Origin of the sequence: Streptohalobacillus salinus (assembly GCF_003201605.1) — a bacterium.
Taxonomy (GTDB): domain Bacteria; phylum Bacillota; class Bacilli; order Bacillales; family Amphibacillaceae; genus Streptohalobacillus; species Streptohalobacillus salinus.
Genome location: NZ_QJJR01000001.1, coordinates 230204 through 250150 on the forward strand (window position 1 = coordinate 230204; position 19947 = coordinate 250150).

The 19947-nt window shown below is 38.3% G+C and carries 18 protein-coding genes; 15 read left to right on the forward strand and 3 right to left on the reverse strand.

Annotated elements, in window-relative coordinates; genetic code table 11:
- Positions 1-186 precede the first annotated feature (186 nt).
- The 10 genes from DES38_RS01010 to pepF all read left to right on the forward strand — a co-directional run bounded on the left by DES38_RS01010 (position 187) and on the right by pepF (position 12039).
- Complete coding sequence (locus DES38_RS01010) at positions 187-1884, forward strand: peptide ABC transporter substrate-binding protein (protein ID WP_110250217.1); 1698 nt, start codon at positions 187-189, stop codon at positions 1882-1884.
- Between the two features lie 152 nt (positions 1885-2036).
- Positions 2037-2966: an oligopeptide ABC transporter permease gene (gene opp3b, locus DES38_RS01015; RefSeq protein WP_110250218.1), complete on the forward strand. Its 930-nt coding sequence runs from the start codon at positions 2037-2039 to the stop codon at positions 2964-2966.
- Entirely contained in the window at positions 2966-4111 is a 1146-nt protein-coding gene (gene opp3C, locus DES38_RS01020) for an oligopeptide ABC transporter permease (protein WP_110250219.1), read from the forward strand. The genes opp3b and opp3C overlap by 1 nt, the downstream gene beginning before the upstream one ends.
- A 15-nt stretch (positions 4112-4126) precedes the next feature.
- Positions 4127-5197 (forward strand): ABC transporter ATP-binding protein, encoded by a 1071-nt coding sequence (locus tag DES38_RS01025; RefSeq protein ID WP_110250220.1) that lies wholly within the window; start codon positions 4127-4129, stop codon positions 5195-5197.
- Positions 5194-6129, forward strand: a complete 936-nt coding sequence (locus DES38_RS01030; protein ID WP_110250221.1) for an ABC transporter ATP-binding protein — start codon at positions 5194-5196, stop codon at positions 6127-6129. Before DES38_RS01025 ends, DES38_RS01030 begins: the two co-directional genes overlap by 4 nt.
- Before the next feature lie 270 nt (positions 6130-6399).
- On the forward strand, positions 6400-7623 hold the full coding sequence (locus tag DES38_RS01035; RefSeq protein WP_245881935.1) for a putative glycoside hydrolase: 1224 nt from the start codon (positions 6400-6402) through the stop codon (positions 7621-7623).
- 200 nt (positions 7624-7823) lie between these two features.
- Complete coding sequence (locus DES38_RS01040; protein WP_110250222.1) at positions 7824-8405, forward strand: GNAT family N-acetyltransferase; 582 nt, start codon at positions 7824-7826, stop codon at positions 8403-8405.
- A gap of 368 nt (positions 8406-8773) precedes the next feature.
- Complete coding sequence (gene spxA / locus DES38_RS01045; protein WP_110250223.1) at positions 8774-9169, forward strand: transcriptional regulator SpxA; 396 nt, start codon at positions 8774-8776, stop codon at positions 9167-9169.
- Positions 9170-9367: 198 nt separating this feature from the next.
- Positions 9368-10042 carry an adaptor protein MecA gene (mecA, locus tag DES38_RS01050; RefSeq protein WP_110250224.1) on the forward strand — a complete coding sequence of 225 codons (675 nt, stop codon included), beginning with the start codon at positions 9368-9370 and terminating at the stop codon, positions 10040-10042.
- Between the two features lie 176 nt (positions 10043-10218).
- Positions 10219-12039, forward strand: a complete 1821-nt coding sequence (pepF, locus tag DES38_RS01055) for an oligoendopeptidase F (RefSeq protein ID WP_110250225.1) — start codon at positions 10219-10221, stop codon at positions 12037-12039.
- 440 nt (positions 12040-12479) lie between these two features.
- Here pepF and DES38_RS01060 read toward each other — a convergent pair whose 3' ends face one another.
- Positions 12480-13373, reverse strand: coding sequence for a ClpXP adapter SpxH family protein (locus DES38_RS01060; protein WP_110250226.1), 894 nt, complete (start codon positions 13371-13373; stop codon positions 12480-12482).
- A 107-nt stretch (positions 13374-13480) separates the two neighbouring features.
- Positions 13481-14071: a CYTH domain-containing protein gene (locus DES38_RS01065; protein WP_110250227.1), complete on the reverse strand. Its 591-nt coding sequence runs from the start codon at positions 14069-14071 to the stop codon at positions 13481-13483.
- A 128-nt stretch (positions 14072-14199) separates the two neighbouring features.
- On the opposite strand from DES38_RS01065, the gene yjbM reads away from it, so the two are divergent.
- The 3 genes from yjbM to DES38_RS01080 are packed head-to-tail and all read left to right on the forward strand — an operon-like array spanning position 14200 to position 16570.
- On the forward strand, positions 14200-14877 hold the full coding sequence (yjbM, locus tag DES38_RS01070) for a GTP diphosphokinase (protein WP_170114296.1): 678 nt from the start codon (positions 14200-14202) through the stop codon (positions 14875-14877).
- Complete coding sequence (locus DES38_RS01075; protein WP_110250228.1) at positions 14855-15658, forward strand: NAD kinase; 804 nt, start codon at positions 14855-14857, stop codon at positions 15656-15658. Before yjbM ends, DES38_RS01075 begins: the two co-directional genes overlap by 23 nt.
- 36 nt (positions 15659-15694) lie before the next feature.
- Complete coding sequence (locus DES38_RS01080) at positions 15695-16570, forward strand: RluA family pseudouridine synthase (protein WP_110250229.1); 876 nt, start codon at positions 15695-15697, stop codon at positions 16568-16570.
- 80 nt (positions 16571-16650) lie between these two features.
- Here the strand turns inward: DES38_RS01080 and DES38_RS01085 are convergent, their stop codons facing one another.
- Positions 16651-17391 carry a metallophosphoesterase gene (locus DES38_RS01085; protein WP_110250230.1) on the reverse strand — a complete coding sequence of 247 codons (741 nt, stop codon included), beginning with the start codon at positions 17389-17391 and terminating at the stop codon, positions 16651-16653.
- 159 nt (positions 17392-17550) lie between these two features.
- Here DES38_RS01085 and mgtE point away from each other — a divergent pair, with 159 nt between their 5' ends.
- Positions 17551-18912, forward strand: a complete 1362-nt coding sequence (gene mgtE / locus DES38_RS01090; protein WP_110250231.1) for a magnesium transporter — start codon at positions 17551-17553, stop codon at positions 18910-18912.
- A 158-nt stretch (positions 18913-19070) separates the two neighbouring features.
- Positions 19071-19850 carry an enoyl-ACP reductase FabI gene (gene fabI / locus DES38_RS01095; protein WP_110250232.1) on the forward strand — a complete coding sequence of 260 codons (780 nt, stop codon included), beginning with the start codon at positions 19071-19073 and terminating at the stop codon, positions 19848-19850.
- Positions 19851-19947 lie beyond the last annotated feature (97 nt).

The window sequence follows — 19947 nt, forward strand, 5'->3', positions numbered from 1 at the left end:
TTAACTAGTCCTAAATAACTATTTTGTTTTTGGAATTGTTTGATATATCAAGCTTTTGTAACCGCTTAGTTTTCAGTTAACTAAAAAAAAAGTGCATTATTATTAAAAAGATAGTATAATTCTATTTGCAGCACAATTCATCTGCGGAATATTTAGAAAATTAAAAATAGGGGAGGTCTTTCAAAGATGAAGAAAAAAAGTTTTTTACTACTAGTTTTAGGGCTAGTAATGAGTATGTTTTTAGTTGCATGTGGTGGCGATGATACGTCAACAGATAGCAATGAAGACAATGACACAGGTTCAGAAGACAATGGTGAAGATACATCATCAGATGTTGAGCAAGTCCTTAATTTAATCGAGGCGTCACAGATTCCAACAATGGATTCAGTGCACGCGACAGATGCCGTTGCATTCCAATGGTTGAACGAAACAATGGAAGGTCTATATCGTCTTAATGAAGATACAGTACCAGTTCCAGCACTTGCAACTGGAGATCCAGTTATTAGTGAAGATGGTTTAGAATGGACAGTTGAGATTCGTGATGACGCAGTTTGGTCAAACGGTGATCCTGTTACAGCACACGATTTCGTGTTTGCATGGAGACGTGCAGTAAACCCTGACACAGGTTCAGAATACGGTCCATTTATGATGAATGGCGTAATTGCTAATGCTGAAGCTATTTCAAATGGTGAAGCAGAGGTTGATACATTAGGTATTGAAGCAGTAAGTGATACTGAATTACTTATTACTTTAGAAAAACCAGTTCCATATTTCCATAGTTTATTAACATTCGGAACTTACTTACCACAAAATGAAGCTTTTGTTACTGAACAAGGTGATGATTATGCACTTTCTTCAGACAACTTACTCTATAACGGCCCATTCGAATTAACGGAATGGAACCCAACAGGTGAAAATGCTAACCAATGGACACTTGTTAAAAATGAAGATTACTGGGATGCAGACTCAGTTCAATTAGAAGAAATTAATGTTAGTATTGTCAAAGAGACCAGTACTGGTGTAAACTTGTACAATACGGGAGATATTGACCGTGCATCGCTATCAGCAGAATATGTTGAACAGTATGCAGGTACAGAAGATTACAGAACGCTTGCAGAAGCAGTATTATTCTACTTGAAGTTTAACCAAGACAATGAATTCTTAGCTAACCAAAACATCCGTAAAGCGGTTGCAATGTCAATCGGTAAACAAGGATTAGTTGACGTTATCTTGGCAAATGGTTCAACAGTTTCTAACGGTGCAGTTCCAACAGATTTCTCAGCACACCCTGAAACTGGCGAAGGTTTCCGTGAAATTAACGGTGACTTAATTACAGAAGATCAGGCACAAGCTCAAGAATTCTGGGCAGCTGGATTAGAAGAACTAGGTGTTGATACAGTTGAATTAGGATACCTTGGTGGCGATAGTGAAGTAGCCCAAGAAATGGATGCTTACATTAAAAACCAATTAGAAGGTAACTTAGAAGGCTTAACTGTAGAAGTAACATCAGTACCATTTGAAGAACGTATTTCACGTGATGAAAACAGTGAATATGACATCCAAAACTCTGGTTGGGGTCCTGACTATCTTGATCCAAACACATGGTTAGAAATGTGGACATCAACGTCACCTTACATGACAATGAATTACGAAAATGAAGAATATGATGCGTTAATCGCAGAAGCAAATAATGAGCTTATCACAGATTTACCAGCACGTTATGATAACTTCCTCGAGGCAGAAAAAATCTTAATGGATGATGCAGCAATTGCTCCATTATACCAACGTTCTCGTGCTTATCTATGGCGTCCATCTGTTGAAGGTGTTATTTCAAACCCAATGGGTGCAGACTTCACTTACAAGTATGCATACATTGCAGAGTAAGAAATAGCAACACGGAAGCCAAGAATTTATTCTTGGAAGAGAGTGTACTGCCCTTTTGGGCATATACTCTCTTTTTCCGTGTCTAACTAATGTTTGAATTGTTTGAACTTTCTTGTAGAATAATCAATAATGATTGATTAGGAGGGAATATTATGGGCAAGTATATTTTTAAACGTATAGGATATATGCTAGTAACACTATTTATTATCGCCACATTTTCATTTATCCTCATGAAAATGCTCCCAGGTTCTCCGTTAACTGCTGAAGAAAAAGTAACAGAAGCACAACGTGCGATTATTGAAGCAAAGTACGGTTTAGATCAGCCAATCTTTGTACAATATCTAAAATACCTTGGTAATTTAGTTCAGGGAGACCTAGGTGTCTCTTTCCAACTGAAAAACCAACCTGTTACTGATATCTTAATGGCCGGAATTCCCGTTTCTGCGCAATTAGGGTTTTGGGCGTTGATGTTAGGAACGTTCTTTGGTATGTTACTCGGATTACTTGCATCAATTAAACACAACACCGTGTTTGATTATGCCGCAAATGTTATTTCAGTATTAGGTATTTCAATTCCGTCATTTATTTTTGCCGGACTATTGCAATACTACGTTGGTGTGAAGTTAGGGTGGTTACCTATTGCTTTCTGGGGAACGCCTCAACAAATGATTATGCCAATTATTTCGCTTTCGATTTTCCCGATGGCGATTTCCAGTCGTTTCTTAAGAACAGAAATGATCGAAGTTTTAGGCTCAGACTACATGGTGACTGCAAAAGCAAAAGGTGTATCACAATTTAGTCTGATCTTCAAACATGCACTTAGAAATGCCCTTATTCCATTGATTACTGTCATGGGACCAATGGCGGTAAGTTTGATGACAGGCACCTTGGTAATTGAACAAATTTTCTCTGTACCTGGTCTAGGGGAACAGTTTGTTCGTGGCGTTATGACTAATGATTTCTCTATAATTATGGGAACAACACTACTGTTTGCATTCTTATTCATTGTGATTATCTTAGTTATTGATATCCTTTATGGAATCATTGACCCACGTATTCGTTTAGCTGGAGGTGACGATTAATGAGTAACGAGCCAAATAAAGACTTATTTGTTCCTGCTAAAGAGCGGGAAGACACAAGTGAGAAAATTAGTCGTCCAAGTTTATCGTTCTGGCAAGATGCCTGGATGCGATTGAAAAAAAATAAAGGTGCAATTTTCGGGATGGTTGTATTGATAAGTATCCTGTTATTGGCGCTTTTAGGTCCAATACTAAGCTCACATGGACTAGATGATCAAGATTTAACGCTTTCAAGAATGCCACCTAAGGTTCAAGGGTTAGAAAACGTGTCTTGGCTTGGTCTTGATGGAACAAAACGAGAAACGTTTGAAGGGGAAACAGTTGACGTGGTGAAAGAGCGCGCGCTAGCTCGTTATTCTCAGGATGACTTTGAATTTATGACCTTTGAGGTTCTGAATGAAGGAAATCCTTCTGCGAATGAACCCGCTGAAGTGACTGCGATTTTTGATCCATATGCAGAGAAAAATGTTGAAGAATATTACTGGTTTGGTACCGATACATTAGGCCGTGATTTATTTACGCGTGTCTGGTTAGGTACACGAATTTCATTGTTAATTGCATTTGTTGCAGCATTTATTGACATGTTAGTAGGTGTAGCTTACGGTGGTATTTCCGCTTACTTTGGTGGGCGTACCGATACAATTATGCAACGAATTATTGAAGTGTTAATCGGGATTCCAAACCTGGTTGTAGTTCTTTTAATGATTATGGTGCTTGACCCAGGTATTGTTGCGATTATCATTGCACTGACGATTACCGGTTGGACCGGTATGAGTCGTATCGTCCGTGGGCAAGTATTAAGACTTAAGAGTCAAGAATTCGTTTTAGCAGCACGTACCTTAGGTGCTAGTAACAAACGGATTTTGGCTAAACACTTAATTCCGAATGTAGTGGGAATCATCATTGTTAACGCAATGTTTACCATTCCTAATGCAATCTTCTTTGAAGCATTCCTAAGCTTTATTGGTTTAGGTCTTCAAGCACCGGATACATCACTCGGTACGCTGATTAATGATGGATTTAAAGCACTGCAAGTGAATCCATACATTATGATTTTCCCAGCAATTGTTATGTCATTAATTATGATTGGCTTTAACATCTTAGCTGACGGTCTGCGTGATGCACTTGATCCGAAAATGCGGGAATAGGAGGTAACAAAAACCATGGAAACTATTTTGGAAGTTAAAAATTTACATGTTTCTTTTGATACCTATGGTGGTGAAGTGCTAGCTGTTCGTGGTGTTTCTTTCGATCTTAAAAAAGGAGAAACACTTGCGATAGTAGGTGAATCAGGCTCAGGTAAATCAGTCACAACACGTGCGATTGCTAAGCTGATTCCTTCTCCTCCTGGTCGTATCAAAGAAGGTGAAATATTATTTGAAGGTAAAGATTTAGCGCAATTAAGCGAACGAGAAATGCAGTCGATTCGTGGGAAAGATATTTCGACAATTTTTCAAGATCCAATGACCTCACTTAATCCAACCATGAAAATTGGTAAACAAGTGATGGAAGGGTTACTAAAACACAATAAAGTAAACAAAAAGGAAGCGCGGAAGCGCACCTTAGAATTACTCGAGCTGGTTGGTTTACCAGATGCAGAAAACCGCATCGATCAATACCCACACCAGTTCTCCGGTGGTCAACGTCAACGGATTGTAATCGCAATTGCTTTAGCATGTGGTCCGAAAATCTTAATCGCAGATGAGCCAACTACAGCGCTCGATGTGACCATTCAAGCACAAATTTTAGAATTAATGAAAGACATTCAACAAAAAGTAGACAGTTCAATTATCTTTATTACACACGATTTAGGTGTCGTTGCAAACGTGGCCGACCGTGTCGCAGTGATGTATGCAGGTAAGATTGTTGAAATTGGAACAGCTGATGAAATCTTCTATAATCCTAAGCATCCCTATACCTGGGGACTACTTGGCTCTATGCCGACTTTGGATAGTGAAGAAGAAGCATTGATTGCAATTCCCGGTTCTCCACCAGATATGTTAAATCCACCTGTAGGAGATGCATTTGCACCTCGGAATGAATATGCAATGGAGATTGATTTTGTGGAACAACCACCAATGTTTAAAGTGACTGATACGCACTATGCGGCGACATGGTTACTTCATGAACACGCACCAAAGGTGGAACCGCCACAAGCAGTGCAAAGCCGTATGAAGGACAACTTACACGCGAACGTACCTGAAGAAAAGAAAAAGCGAGGTGAGCGTTCATGAGTCGTGAAAAACTACTCGAAGTTCAAGATCTAAAGCAACACTTTAGAACAGGTAAGCATTCTGTTGTTAAAGCGGTTGATGGGATCACATTTGATATCTATAAAGGGGAAACATTTGGATTAGTTGGCGAATCTGGTTGTGGTAAATCCACCACAGGGCGCTCAATTATTCGCCTGTATAACGCTACTGACGGTGACGTTAAATTTAGAGGTGTAAGTGTTCACGGAAAAAAATCAAAAGACGACCTACGTATCTTTAATCAAAAGATGCAGATGATTTTCCAAGATCCTTATGCATCACTAAATCCAAGAATGACAGTTATGGATATTGTCGCAGAAGGTTTAGATATCAATAATTTAGCGAAAACACCAAAAGAGCGTCAAGCGCGTGTACATGAATTACTAGAAACGGTTGGGTTAAGTAAAGAACATGCCAACCGCTATCCGCACGAATTTTCTGGTGGTCAACGTCAACGTATTGGTATCGCACGTGCACTTGCAGTAGACCCTGAGTTTATAATTGCTGATGAACCAATCTCAGCACTTGATGTATCTATTCAAGCACAAGTTGTAAACTTGTTAAAAGATCTTCAAGACAAACACGGCTATACTTACTTATTCATTGCGCACGATTTATCAATGGTTAAGTACATCAGTGATCGTATTGGGGTAATGTACTTTGGTAAAATGGTAGAAATTGCCGAAAGTGATGAGTTGTACAAGAACCCGCTACATCCTTATACAAAATCGCTACTGTCTGCAATACCATTACCAGACCCAGATTATGAGCGCACACGTCGCCGGGTGGAATATGATCCAGAGCGTGATAATGATAAAAGTGAAGAACCTGTCTTTAGAGAAGTAAAAGAAGGACATTGGGTACTATGCACATCTAAAGAATTTGAACAATATAAAGAAGACTTAGTTGAATAGTATTCAGAAGATAGCTTAGACACTCGGGGTCTAAGCTATTTTTTTGTTTTTTGTGCGATATTCATTAGCTTTGGTGGCAAAACCACGTCCTCAAAAAAACATAATGATACGGGTTAGCGCTTGTTTAACAGAGGACATACGGGAACGCGTTATTTCGTTTCCTAAGGTAAAAGCCTTAATTTCTAAAGTTTGCTAAAACAGTCTTTCTTTTCTGTAAGAACTCGTTTAGAATAAGGATTAAAGGATTTCTAAATTTGCGGAGGTAGACAGATGCGACAGAAAAAGGGAATTTTAGTGGTTTTAATGGCGGTAGTTATGTTTCAATGGTTTTATTTTGCACCAGTGAGTGTGCAAGCAGAAACCGAGGGAGATATGTTGGTGGCAAGATTTTTTGCTAATAAAGAAATAACTTTATCAGCTGAAGCAAAGGAACTTCAGTTTGCGCGCTTTCGCTTTAATTCAGGCTATAACTTTAGTTATCCTGATGCAGTTCGAGGCATTTATTTAACGGGACATTCAGCCGGGGGTTCGCGTTTTGAACGGTTGGTCAACTTGTTAAATGATACTGAACTAAATAGTATGGTTATTGATATTAAAGACGATCACGGGAATCTAACCTTTAAACCGGATGAAGATTCACCGTATTATGATATTGCACAAAATTACATTAGTGACCCAGCCGCAATGATGCAAACATTAGAGGAAAATGATATTTATCCGATTGCGCGCATCGTTGTCTTTAAAGATTCTGTTCTAGCAAAAGAGCGTCCCGATTTGTCATTTAAAGAAAACGGTCGTGTCTGGACCAACAATCGTGATGAAGCATTCGTTAACCCATTTATGAAAGAAGTATGGGAATATAATGTTGAGATTGCCAAAGAAGCGATTGAAATGGGCTTTATGGAAATTCAGTTTGACTATGTTCGTTTCCCAGAAGGCTTTGAGCGTCGTGATGAAGAATTAGCCTATTCTGAAGGCGATTATGCTGATTCAGAATTAGGAAATGTTAAAAAACGAGTTGAAGCAGTTTCTAACTTTGTTGAATATGCAAAAAATGAGTTACACAATTATGGTGTGGATATCTCAGTTGATATTTTCGGTTATGCAGTTACCGTAGAAGAAACTCCAGGTATAGGCCAAAACTTCAGTCGAATATCTGAACATGTGGATGTGATTTCATCAATGATTTATCCGAGTCACTGGACGACACACTTTGGTATTGATGTACCTGACCGCGAACCGTATCGACTTGTAGATGCTTATAGCAAGTTAGAGAATGAAGTGCTGGAGAAATTAGAAGACCCGCCAACATCTCGTCCATGGATTCAAGATTTTAGTGCACCATGGCTTTATAGTGGCGCAACGTTTGTTTATGATGCACCACAAGTAGAAGCGCAAATTTTAGCTTTAAATGAAAATGGCATCAATGAATTTCTTTTATGGAATTCAGGAAACACTTACTCCGAAGGTGTTGACTATACACCACTCAACTAACAGATAAGCAAATGTTTCGTCACTTGTCAAATTGAATGTAACTAAGCAAATGCTCGTATTCTATCGATGAATACGAGCATTTCTTATCCAGAGACGCCTAAATCACGAAATATCTGGGTATAAGGTAAATGGAGCTGTTTTTAAAAGTCAGCAAGCTTTGTTATAATATGAGAGGTTATCGAAGAGAGGAGCTGTTTAAAATGGATTGGTTTGAAAAATTAAATGATTATTTTCCAGTACATGAAATGAAGTCGAAAGAGCATATGGAAATGTTATTAAAGGAACGTGGCGATGTTTATTACAAAGATGAAGGTGAACATCATGTGGTCATGTATGCGGAATTTCCTGAATTTATTTTCATTGATTATTTGTATGTTGCTGGTACAGCTCGCGGACAAGGGTTAGGCCATCAATTAATTGAGAAATTAAAAAAACATAATAAACCGATTATATTAGAGGTAGAACCGGTTGATTATAATGATACGGATACTGAAAAACGGTTGCACTTTTATAAACGGGAAGGTTTCACCCATGCTACATCAATTGGTTACAATCGACGTTCACTTGCAACAAATGAAGATAGTCCATTAGAAATTTTATATTGGTCGCCAACTGATCAAGGAGAAGAAAGCATATATGAACAAATGCGTCATATGTATGAACACATTCACACGTATAAAGATGAAGTTATATACGGAAAACGTTACCAAACAGCAGATGAAGTTTTAAAATATGGTGACGATTTAAACAAAGATAATATTTTAGATGAATTAAAGAAATAAGGCAGAGTGAAGGCAGTGCGCAAACGGTGTTTGAAGTGCTGCCGTTTTCATGCAAAATAATTATCTCAAATTCAAGATAAAAGCTTGTATTTTCATTAAAAAGCTTTATAATGTAGATAGTTGAGAAAGTTAACCTCATCATAAAAATAATTGAAATGATGTTTAGTCCTTCACATGAGTGGGAATAGTAGTAAATGTAAGCAATAAACAGTGTTAAATATGTAATTTATGAGTAAATTGAACAGAGGTCCTATCAAAGGTTATGCCTTTGTAGTATACTAGAAGTAGGTTATTAAATAACACTTAGTTTAATTAAAGAAATTTTGTAAACAAAGATTTTAAAATATATTTTCGAGGAGTGAAGTCCGATGGTAACACTTTATACCTCTCCAAGCTGTACATCTTGTCGGAAAGCAAAAGCCTGGTTAGAAGAACATGATATTCCGTATCATGAACGTAATATATTCTCAGAATCACTATCGATTGATGAGATCAAAGAGATTTTACGTATGACTGAGGATGGCACAGACGAAATCATATCAACACGATCAAAAGTATTTCAAAAATTAGATGTAGATATTGATCAAATGCCATTAAAAGATTTAATTAATATCATTAAAGAGAACCCGGGTATACTGAGAAGACCAATCATCATTGATGAAAAGCGTCTCCAAGTAGGGTACAACGAAGATGAAATTAGACGTTTCTTACCACGTAAGGTGAGAACTTTCCAATTACGTGAAGCACAACGAATGGTGAACTAAACCACCTACTTGCATATGACGCAGCCAAATTCGACGGTTGCGTTTTTTTCTTTTTTTCAATTCAGGCGAATCGGATGACATTCTAAGAAAAGTACGATAAAATAGGAATTCAGTATAAGTCGCTTAAACTGTTAAGTGGACGGGTATGGTAATAATAGATAGAGCTTTACCAACACCTTAAGAAGGGGGCGAAGAGACATGGAAATAGAAAGAATCAATGATAACACAATTAAATTTTATATTTCGTATATGGATATAGAAGACCGTGGTTTTAATCGAGAAGAAATTTGGTATAATCGCGAACGCAGTGAACAACTCTTCTGGCAGGTGATGGAGGAAGCAGATCATGTCGAAGAAGACTTTGAAATCGAAGGGCCATTGTGGATTCAAGTACAGGCAATGGAAAAAGGTTTAGAAATCACGGTAACGAAGGCGCAAATGTCAAAAGATGGACAGAATCTTGAAGTACCTGTTGATCAAGTGATGGGACAAGATCAATTGAATGAGAAGTTAGAGGATATGTTAGGTGACTCAGCGTCGAATGAAGACAGTAGCAATGATTCAGATCATGAAGGTAAAGTATTGCCACATGTCGTTAGTTTTAAAGATTTTGAAGACCTTATTCAACTTAGTCATGCGATTGAGGATGTGCATGGAATTGAGCACACCATTTATCATTATAACAATCACTATGTGATGATTTATATATTTGATGACGTTGTGTTAGATGATTATGCACAAAATGGCTTGAAAAGCACGATAGAAGAATACGCACAGAAAGCTAAAGTTTCGGTTGCGATGGTTCTTGAATACGGGACACCAATTTTCGATGAGAATGGTCTAGCAGAAATTAAACAACACTTTGCACGTTAAATGCATCGGTTTATCGTATACGCATCTGTAGCCTTTAGAGGCCATCGATGCGTTTATTTTTTTGTTTGATTATTGCTTCAAGGTGCTACTAGCGGATGGTTTGAAGCGCTTAAAAAGGAAAAGTCACGTTATTCTGTTATAATATGAAGTAAATCTAATCGAGAGGGTGGCACCATATGAAAGAACAGCAAACATTAGCAAAACGAAATGAAATTGAAGCAAAGTATACGTGGCGTTTAGAAGATATCTTTAGTTCCGATACAGCTTGGGAAGAAGAAAGAAAAGAACTAGAAGCATTGATGGATCAGTACGCACACTATCAAGGCACACTTAATCAAGCTGATGAGCAATTGTACCAATTGTTAATCTTTGATGATCATGTTTCGGAACGTCTAGGTAAACTTTATACATATGCCCATATGCGCTATGATCAAGACACGACAAATCAAACGTATCAAACACTGAATGCGAAAGCAATGAACTTGTTAACAAAGGCATCAAGTGCAATGAGTTTTATTGTACCAGAGATTCTTACGATTGACGAAGAGCGCTTAGAGCGCTTTATTGAGGGCCATGCTGGATTAAAAGGCTATGAGAAGCTACTACGGGATGTTATCGCTAAACGACCGCACACGCTCTCAGAACAAGAAGAAACGTTACTCGCAAAAGCAAGTGAAGTCATGCGTGCGCCTAGCGAAACGTTTGGCGTATTAAATAATGCTGATTTAACTTTTCCAACGATCAAAAATGAAGCTGGCGAATCGGTTGAACTTACACATGGACGCTATATTAACTTTATGGAGTCGAAAGATCAATCAGTGAGAAAAGGTGCCTATGAAGCAATGTATCAAACCTATGATAAATTCATCAATACGTTTGCGACAACCTTAGCGAATCAAGTGAAAAAAGATAACTTCTATGCAGAGGTTAAACATTACGATTCTGCGCGCAGTCGTGCTTTATCAAGTAATCATATACCAGAGAAAGTGTATGATCAACTTGTTGAGGCGGTTAATGAGCGCCTTGATTTACTGCATCGTTATTTAGCCGTACGGAAAAAGATGCTTAAATTAGAAACGTTACACATGTATGATGTTTACACACCACTAATCACTGACGTTGAGATGAAATATAGCTATGAAGAAGCACAAGCGCTATTATTAACAGCCTTTAAACCACTTGGTGACGAATATGTAAACACGGTTAAGAAGGGCTTTAATAGTCGCTGGGTCGATGTTTTTGAGAATAAAGGGAAACGAAGTGGTGCCTATTCTTCAGGTGCATACGGAACAAATCCTTATGTTTTAATGAATTGGCAAGATAATCTAAATAATGTCTTTACCTTAGCGCATGAATTTGGTCACTCGCTGCACAGCTACTATACAAGAGCAACGCAACCGTATCGCTATGGTGATTACTCAATTTTTGTCGCAGAAGTTGCCTCTACTTGTAATGAAGCCTTGTTAAATGAACATCTTTTATCGATTACTGATGATAAAAAAGAAAAGATGTATTTGCTGAATAATTTCTTGGATGGATTTAGAGGGACAGTCTTTCGACAAACAATGTTTGCCGAGTTTGAACATTTGATTCACAAGCTCGATCAATCAGGTGAAGTTTTAGTGGCTGAACGTTTGACAGAGGAATACGATCGTTTAAACAAGAAGTATTATGGTGACGCAGTCAGTTATGATGAATATATCGGGAAAGAATGGGCAAGAATTCCACACTTTTATTACAATTATTATGTCTATCAATATGCAACGGGTTATGCAGCGGCGCAAAGTCTTGCACATCAAATCCTTGAAGAAGGTGACGTTGCAGTTGAAAGGTACTTAAACTTCTTACAAGCAGGAAGTTCGATGCATCCAATTGATGTATTAAAGTCAGCCGGTGTAGATATGACAGAAAAAGCGCCTATATTAAGTGCACTTGATATTTTTGAAGAAAAACTAATAGCACTTGAGACCTTGGTAGATGAGGAAGAAAAGAAATAGCAGGCGTGTAGTCGTTGAAGCATCGATCATTGTTGACCCTGACGAGCAGCCAGTCAGCTAGCACCGTTCCTTTGCTGAAAAGTAGCGGTGCAAAAGAGCTGCATGCTCAAAAAAGTTAGAGCGCGTGAAAGAATCATTGCGTCTTTGACAGTTTTGTGAATGATGATTGATTCGCTTGCGTATTTCCTAAATTCTTGCTATTATAAGTTTGTGAGATGTTTAACAAACAAAACCCCTTTGTTTGATCTGAAACTTTCTCCCATCCCCCCATGACTCTGTCATGGCATGAGCGTACTCAATTGGAGTGCGCTATTTTTTTTTTTTTTTTTTGAGTTAAATAAGAAGCCATCTGATCGACGTGAAGCAAAATGGGCTATCTCACACAAACAAAAGCCCCGTATAGCTAGACGTTCAGCTATACGAGGCTTTTCTATTCGTGGCTATTCAATATAACGCCAGAACGTACCATGCTTTACAGGGACAGATTCGACAACACGTTTTAATTTTAGTTTTTTCATTTCATTGCAAGCTTTTTCAATTGGCCAGTCAAACACAACTGAAACCTCTAGAGAGCTAATGAATTTAAAATAATAGATAAATTCTTCTAATGAAGGTTTTGGCATCGGCTGAACATCTTTTTGCAAGAGTTGTTTCAATACTTTCACGTAGATATCATAGCTGTATGCACCTGATAGTTTTAAACCTTCATCTTCCGCATCTTCATTAAAAAATACGAGAGAGGGGGTTTCATCAATCTCCATTTCTTTTGTCAGGTTAAGATCACAACGAAGCGCACGTTTTGCAGTATCAGAATGGAGATCACGTTCGAATTCCTCACTATCTAGCTCAGCTTCTTTTGCTAAACGAATCAAGTGTTCATCCGTTGAAATATCTATGCGATTTAAAAAGAGATTTTCTTGTACTTTTCGTAAATAGCGGCGCCCCGCCTTAATCCCCTGAAGTTCGGCTGTTTTTATCGCTATCGAAACATTGATTGGATAGGTAATCGGGTCTTCTAACCATAAGTCTCCATCGCAACACATGCCAGTCAGTTGTGCTGTTTTCTCCCATTGTTTTTTAAGTTTTAAAGGGGTGCGTAGTGCATCATTTTCAATATTAGACCATTTGCCGCTAAGAATAGGACGAAGCGTAAAAAAGCGTCCGTATTCTAATTGAAGTTTTTTTATAATAGGGTCCAGTGACCACGCATCTGGACATAAGGGATCGGTGAATAAATAAATTTCAATGGGTTTCTTTAGAAGATCAAAGAAGCTGTACTGTGCCTCTGATTTATTTGTTTGATTAAGAACGGGCCCAGTTTTTTTATAGCTCACATCGATTCTCCTTTCTTAAACGTAATAAACTGATTCTCTCAGTTTCTAAATTTATTGTATCAGTCGTGATATCAATTGAGCAACTAATATGATTGATCACGTGCGTTCTAGTTGTGGTTAGCGTTTCTTTGCTGGAGTGCTTGATAGAAACGAGCAATTTTATTCGGTGTCTGTTTTTTGCTGATTGCTAATTGTGAAAGCAGTTGATTTAGTTTTGCTTCTACGCTTGCAACTGACGGACCTTCAATTTCAAGCTCATAGTCTGTAAGGCCGTGATAATGACTTTTATCTAAGACAATTAGTAAACCATCTTCTTCGAACTCTAGTCGTTCTGTGCGTAGCTGTCCACCGTATATTAATGCGCCTTGATTGATGTCTAAGCGGTTTAGTGCCTCAGCAATTAATGAAGGAAAGGTATCTTGATTATGAATGAACTGGCGTGCTTCTGCTTCGCTCATGTTTGCATGCGTTTCAAGTAGAGCATCCTTATGAGGTTCTTTTAATGTCATTGTATAGTGGTTGTTTTTTTCGCGAATCCGTAGCGCCGCCCCGCGAGCTTTTAATTGGAAATCAGGGGTTTCAAAATAATGATTGATTTGTTTTTTTGCATTTGCAAGGTCTTGGTTGTAATGGGTTAAACAGGTTTCAAATTCTTCTTTGGTTAACAAGTTTTTAAGTTCGATCTCTATTTCTTGCATGATTAACCTCCGTTCACAAGTTGTCTTTTACTAGTATAAGGAATCGTATGACAATTGTCGAGAAATTGGTATCGATTTAAATCATGGCTATGATACAATGATAATGAGATTAAAAAGTAGGTGATCATATGTCAGGTAAGATTGATTGGAATACGAGATTAGTCCCGTACACGCAAGTTGTTGATGAATTAAAAGTTAAACTGCGCGGCATGCGTAAACAGTTTGACATTGAGACAAAGCACTCCCCGATTGAACTGGTTACTGGTCGTGTTAAACCTGTTCAAAGTCTTTTAGACAAGGCACATCGAAAAAATATTCCTGAGTCAGATATCGAAATGGTTTTACAAGACATAGCAGGCGTGCGTGTAGTATGTCAGTTCGTTGATGACATTTATACGATTGTTGACTTGGTGCGTTCACGAGACGATTTTGATGTTGTTGAAGAGAAAGACTATATTGCGCATAAAAAAGATAGTGGCTATCGTTCGTATCATATTATTATTAGTTACCCGGTACAAACGATTCATGGTAAGAAATATGTGACCGCAGAAATTCAAATCCGTACATTGGCAATGAATTTCTGGGCTACCAATGAACATTCATTAAATTATAAATATAAAGGGCAAATCCCAAGCAATATCAAAGCACGGCTAAAAAGTGCAGCGGAAGCAGCGTTTAAGTTAGACGAAGAAATGGCGAAAATAAAAGATGAAGTACAAGAAGCACAATGGGTCTTCCGGGAATTAAAGCGTCCAGGCCAAGGAATGAGAGGAGTTAAAGATAATGAAATTCGTCGTGACCTCTAAAGGGGATCATAAGTCTGACAGCATCAAATCAATTATTGATCAATATTTAACTGATTTCGATTTAGAAATGGATAAAGAAACGCCGGATTTAGTTATCACGGTAGGGGGAGATGGCACCTTTTTGCACGCTGTCCATAAATATTTTCATCGGTTAGAAGAAACCGCATTTATTGGTGTACATACCGGACACTTAGGGTTTTATGCAGACTGGTTACCAGATGAAATTGAAAAACTGGTAATTGAGATTTCTAAGCAAAGTTTTGATATAGCTGAATATCCTTTATTAGAGATGAAGATTCACCGCCAAGGATTGCCTGAACCCGAACGCTACTTAGCGCTTAATGAAACAACGATTAGAAAAATTGAAGGATCTGTTGTCTTAGATATTGATATAAATGGAGAATTGTTTGAGCGTTTTCGAGGTGATGGTCTTTGTGTGTCTACCCCTTCAGGAAGTACTGCATATAACAAAGCTCTTGGAGGAGCAATTGTGCATCCATCTTTGTCTACGATGCAATTAACTGAAATGTCATCAATCAATAATCGCGTGTATCGAACCATCGGTTCACCGTTAATTTTCCCGAGTCACCATATGGTTCAGTTTAAGCCAATGAATAAAGGACAGAGTTTCTTAATGACGATTGATCATATTACCAAATCGGTTGATCATGTGACATTGTTTGAATGTGCAGTAGCAAAAGAAAAAATTCGTTTTGCTCGTTTTCGTCCGTTTCCATTCTGGAAACGTGTCCATGACTCGTTTATTTCTGATGATCGCTAAGCGAGCCATGGCTGAAAAGATAGGAGTTTTGTTGTCATGCGCTGGAAAGTGAAAGCTTCACAACATGGATTAACACTAGGTGATTTTTTAAAAGATGAAGTAAACATGTCACGTCGTCTTGTGAAGACGTTAAAGCATAAGGGTGGCAAGATGCTTATTAATGATACCGAACAAGGGGTTCGGCAAAAGCTCGAAACAGAAGACGTCATTACCGTCGTTTTCCCTAAGGAGGTGCGTGCTGCCAATTTAGTGCCGGTACCAATGCCACTTTCGATACATTATGAAGATGATTTCTTTATAGTGATGGAAAAACCGGCAAATGTTGCTGTAATGCCCGGACAAAATCATCAAGGTAATACCATCGCAAATGGATTAATCGCACACTACGACAAGCAGCTTTTACCATACACTGTCCACGTAATCACCCGCTTAGATCGTGATACTTCCGGTTTGTTGTTGATTGCTAAACAAGCATTTAGTCATAGTGCCATGCGATCGGTAGAGATTTCACGGCGTTATTACGCTTTAGTTGAAGGGGCGTTTCCACTGGGAAGTGGCACCATCAATTTACCGATTAGACGCCATCCGGATTCGATTATTGAGCGGATGGTAGCGAATGATGGAAAAGTAGCGATTACACATTATCAAACCCTTCGCGTATCAAATGCGTATAGTTTTGTTGATGTTCATTTAGAAACAGGACGAACCCACCAAATTAGAGTGCATTTTAGCCATTTGAATCATCCGTTACTCGGTGATGATTTATATGGGGGGAATCTAGCGCTAACAAATCGGCAAGCCTTGCATTGTCACACACTAAGCTTCACGCACCCCTTTACAAAACAGGCTTTATCATTCACGAGTGAATGGCCGCTTGATTTACCGCAAGTTGATCAATTATTTGATCAATAAGGCAAAAGTGTTATGCGGTGATCATTAAATGAAAAAGCGCATGAAGGTTGGGCTTCATGCGCTTTTTAATATCATTATGTTTAATCAAAAGAAGTAAAGCGATCAGGTTGGAAAGGTTGTTTAGAATTAACAGTTATAAATTGTTCCTGATCAACACGATAAGCACAAAGCTTATGACCGAAGACACACCCTAAATCAATATTAAGGGTATGATTAGATTGATAAGGTTTTAGCACAGGTGTGTGTCCATAAATGACGAAGTGTTTTCCTTGGTAGTGTTTTGACCAATCTAGTCGTTTCGGTCGCCCGTCAGGGTATGTTTCTTTTAATGGCACACCATACAAAACAAATTTCTTTACTTTTTCATCTTCTCTGCCAATCATATCATGCATGATTCCTGCATGAGCAACAACAAACGTGTCATGAGGGGCTACGAAATATAACGGTGCCTGTTGATACAACCGTTTAAATTGATCTTTAATCTGGTGGCGTTCACGGGCATTGAGTGCTAGATATTCATGAATGGTTGTCTCTAGACCGTGCTTAATTTCAACGTTATTTCCGAGGAAATAACGGTAGAGTTTATTGCAATGATTGCCGGGTACATAGTGAGCAATTTTATCTTTCATTACAAGACGATACACCAAACGGATGACGTTTAAGGATTGAGGGCCACGATCGGTTAAATCACCAACAAAAATCAATTTTCGCATGTCCTTGTGGTTAATGTGCCCGTCAACTTCACGGTAGCCCAATTGTGTAAGTAAGCGTACCAATTCATCATAACAACCGTGTACATCGCCAATTACATCATAATTCATCTGTTAGTTCCTCCTCATCCACATAAAAATTCTAGCAAATTCTTTGCGATTTTGCTAACGTTTTAGCTTGGATGGATAAGGGTATAGAAATGAAGCCCTTTAATTTTTCAGTGAAGATGTGGTAAAATAAAATGATTTGTGAAGTGAGGAGGGGTCTGATTGGAAAAGTTAGCACAAGATGAGAAGCAACCGATATATCATGAGATTGAAGAATCTTTAAGTGAAGAAAGTATTGATCGTTTTAGAGCAGAGTTTTTAGACATGCACCCCTACGATCAGTCTGAGTGTTTTGAAGCGTTAGCTGAAGAAAAACGACACTTGGTGTATAGTTATTTATCACCAGAAGAAATGGCAGATGTCATTGAACATGTTGATGAAGATATTGTAGGGGATTTTATTGTCGAAATGAACCCTACCTATGCAGCTGAGGTGTTGGCTGAAGTAGCAACGGATGATGCTGTCGATATTCTTAATGACCTCGATAAAGATAAAGTCGCTAGTTATTTAACGATCATGTCGGATGAAGCGGCTGACGAAATTAAAGATTTACTACACTACGAAGAAAAAACTGCTGGTAGTATTATGACAACAGAGTTCGTTGTTGTCACAACCGATATGACGGTCAAGCAAGCGATGCGACATTTACGAAAAGCAGCACCTGATGCGGAAACCATTTACTATATTTATGTCGTTGATTTGGATCGTCGCCTTGTTGGTGTTATTTCACTACGTGATTTGATTATTGCGGAGGGTGATTTAACGATTAAAGATTTGATGAGTGAACGGATTGTTTCAGTTTCAGTGGGGGATCACCAAGAAGACGTAGCACAAATGGTCCGCGATTATGACTTTCTTGCCTTACCTGTTGTTGACTTTCAAAATCATCTGTTAGGGATTATTACTGTCGATGATATTATGGACGTTATGGAAGAAGAAGCAAATGAAGATTACTCAAAACTTGCCGGTGTAGATATTGATGCGAATGAGTTAAACCCATTTGTTTCGGCAAAAAAACGCTTGCCTTGGCTAATCATTCTATTATTCTTAGGTATGTTTACAGCAAGCATTATTGCCCGGTTTGAAGCCACACTAGACCAAGTGGCGCTGTTAGCTATTTTTATTCCTTTAATTGCGGGTATGGCCGGAAATACTGGCACACAAGCGCTTGCCGTTGCTGTAAGAGGGATTGCGACAGGCGAATTTCAAAAACAAGGGATTCCTAAAATTATTGCCCGTGAAGCAACAACCGGTTTGATTACAGGTTTAACCTGTGGTCTTGCTATATGGGGAATTATCTACGTATGGCAAGGTACATTTTTCCTTGGCTTTTTAGTCGGTGTGTCAATCACCGCCACGTTGTTTGTTGCAACAATCTCCGGAGCGCTAGTTCCGTTATTAATGAATCATTTTAAAGTCGATCCAGCGGTTGCCTCAGGTCCGTTTATCACAACGATCAATGACATCATTTCTGTCTTAATCTACTTTGGTATGGCAACTGCATTTATGCAATTCTTAATATAAGCTTCAGGATCAAGTCGCCCAGACATCAGTTATTGATGTCTGGGTTGTTTCTTCTAAGGTGATAATAAAAAACGTTTGCCTTTTCGGAAGGAATCGGCTAATATAGTACTAGGTACTAATAACAAGTATAAATTTATATATTGCGGGAGGTAACACAAATGAATTTTTCATTAGAAGGTAAAACTTACGTTATTATGGGTGTTGCGAATAAACGATCACTTGCTTGGGGGATTGCTAAAACGTTAGATGAAGCAGGTGCTGATTTGATTTTCACATATGCAAATGAGCGATTCGAAAAACCAGTAAGACAACTGGCTGAAACGTTAAAAAATAAAAATTCACGTTTTTATCTCTGTGACGTTACAAATGATGAATCAATTGATCAAGCCTTTGAAACAATTGGCGAAGATGTTGGGTCCATTGCCGGATTAGCACACTGTATTGCGTTTGCTGATAAAAATGATTTAAAAGGCGAATTTATTGATACAAGTCGTGATGGTTATCTATTAGCACATAACATCAGTGCTTATTCACTCGTTGCTGTGACACGGCGGGCTGAGAAGTTGATGACAGATGGTGGGAAAATTGTAACGTTAACTTATCTAGGTGGCGAACGTGTTGTCCAAAACTACAACGTAATGGGCGTTGCCAAGGCAAGTCTAGATGCGACAATGAAATATCTAGCTAATGATATTGGTAAGAAAAACATTCGCATCAATGCGATTTCTGCTGGACCGATTCGGACATTGTCAGCGAAAGGTGTCGGTGATTTTAACTCGATTCTTAAAGACATTGAAGAAAAAGCACCATTAAGAAAAGCGGTAACACAAGAAGATGTCGGTGCGAATGCATATTACTTACTTAGTGATTTATCAAATGGAGTAACGGGTGAGATTATTCATGTCGATTCAGGATACAGTATTTTAGGGCTTGTTTAAAAAAGTTGGGAACCAAATAATTACATCAAAAGACGCACCATTTCACTTGCTAAAACAAGCGGAATGGTGCGTCTTTTGATTTGAAAAGGTTTAAAAA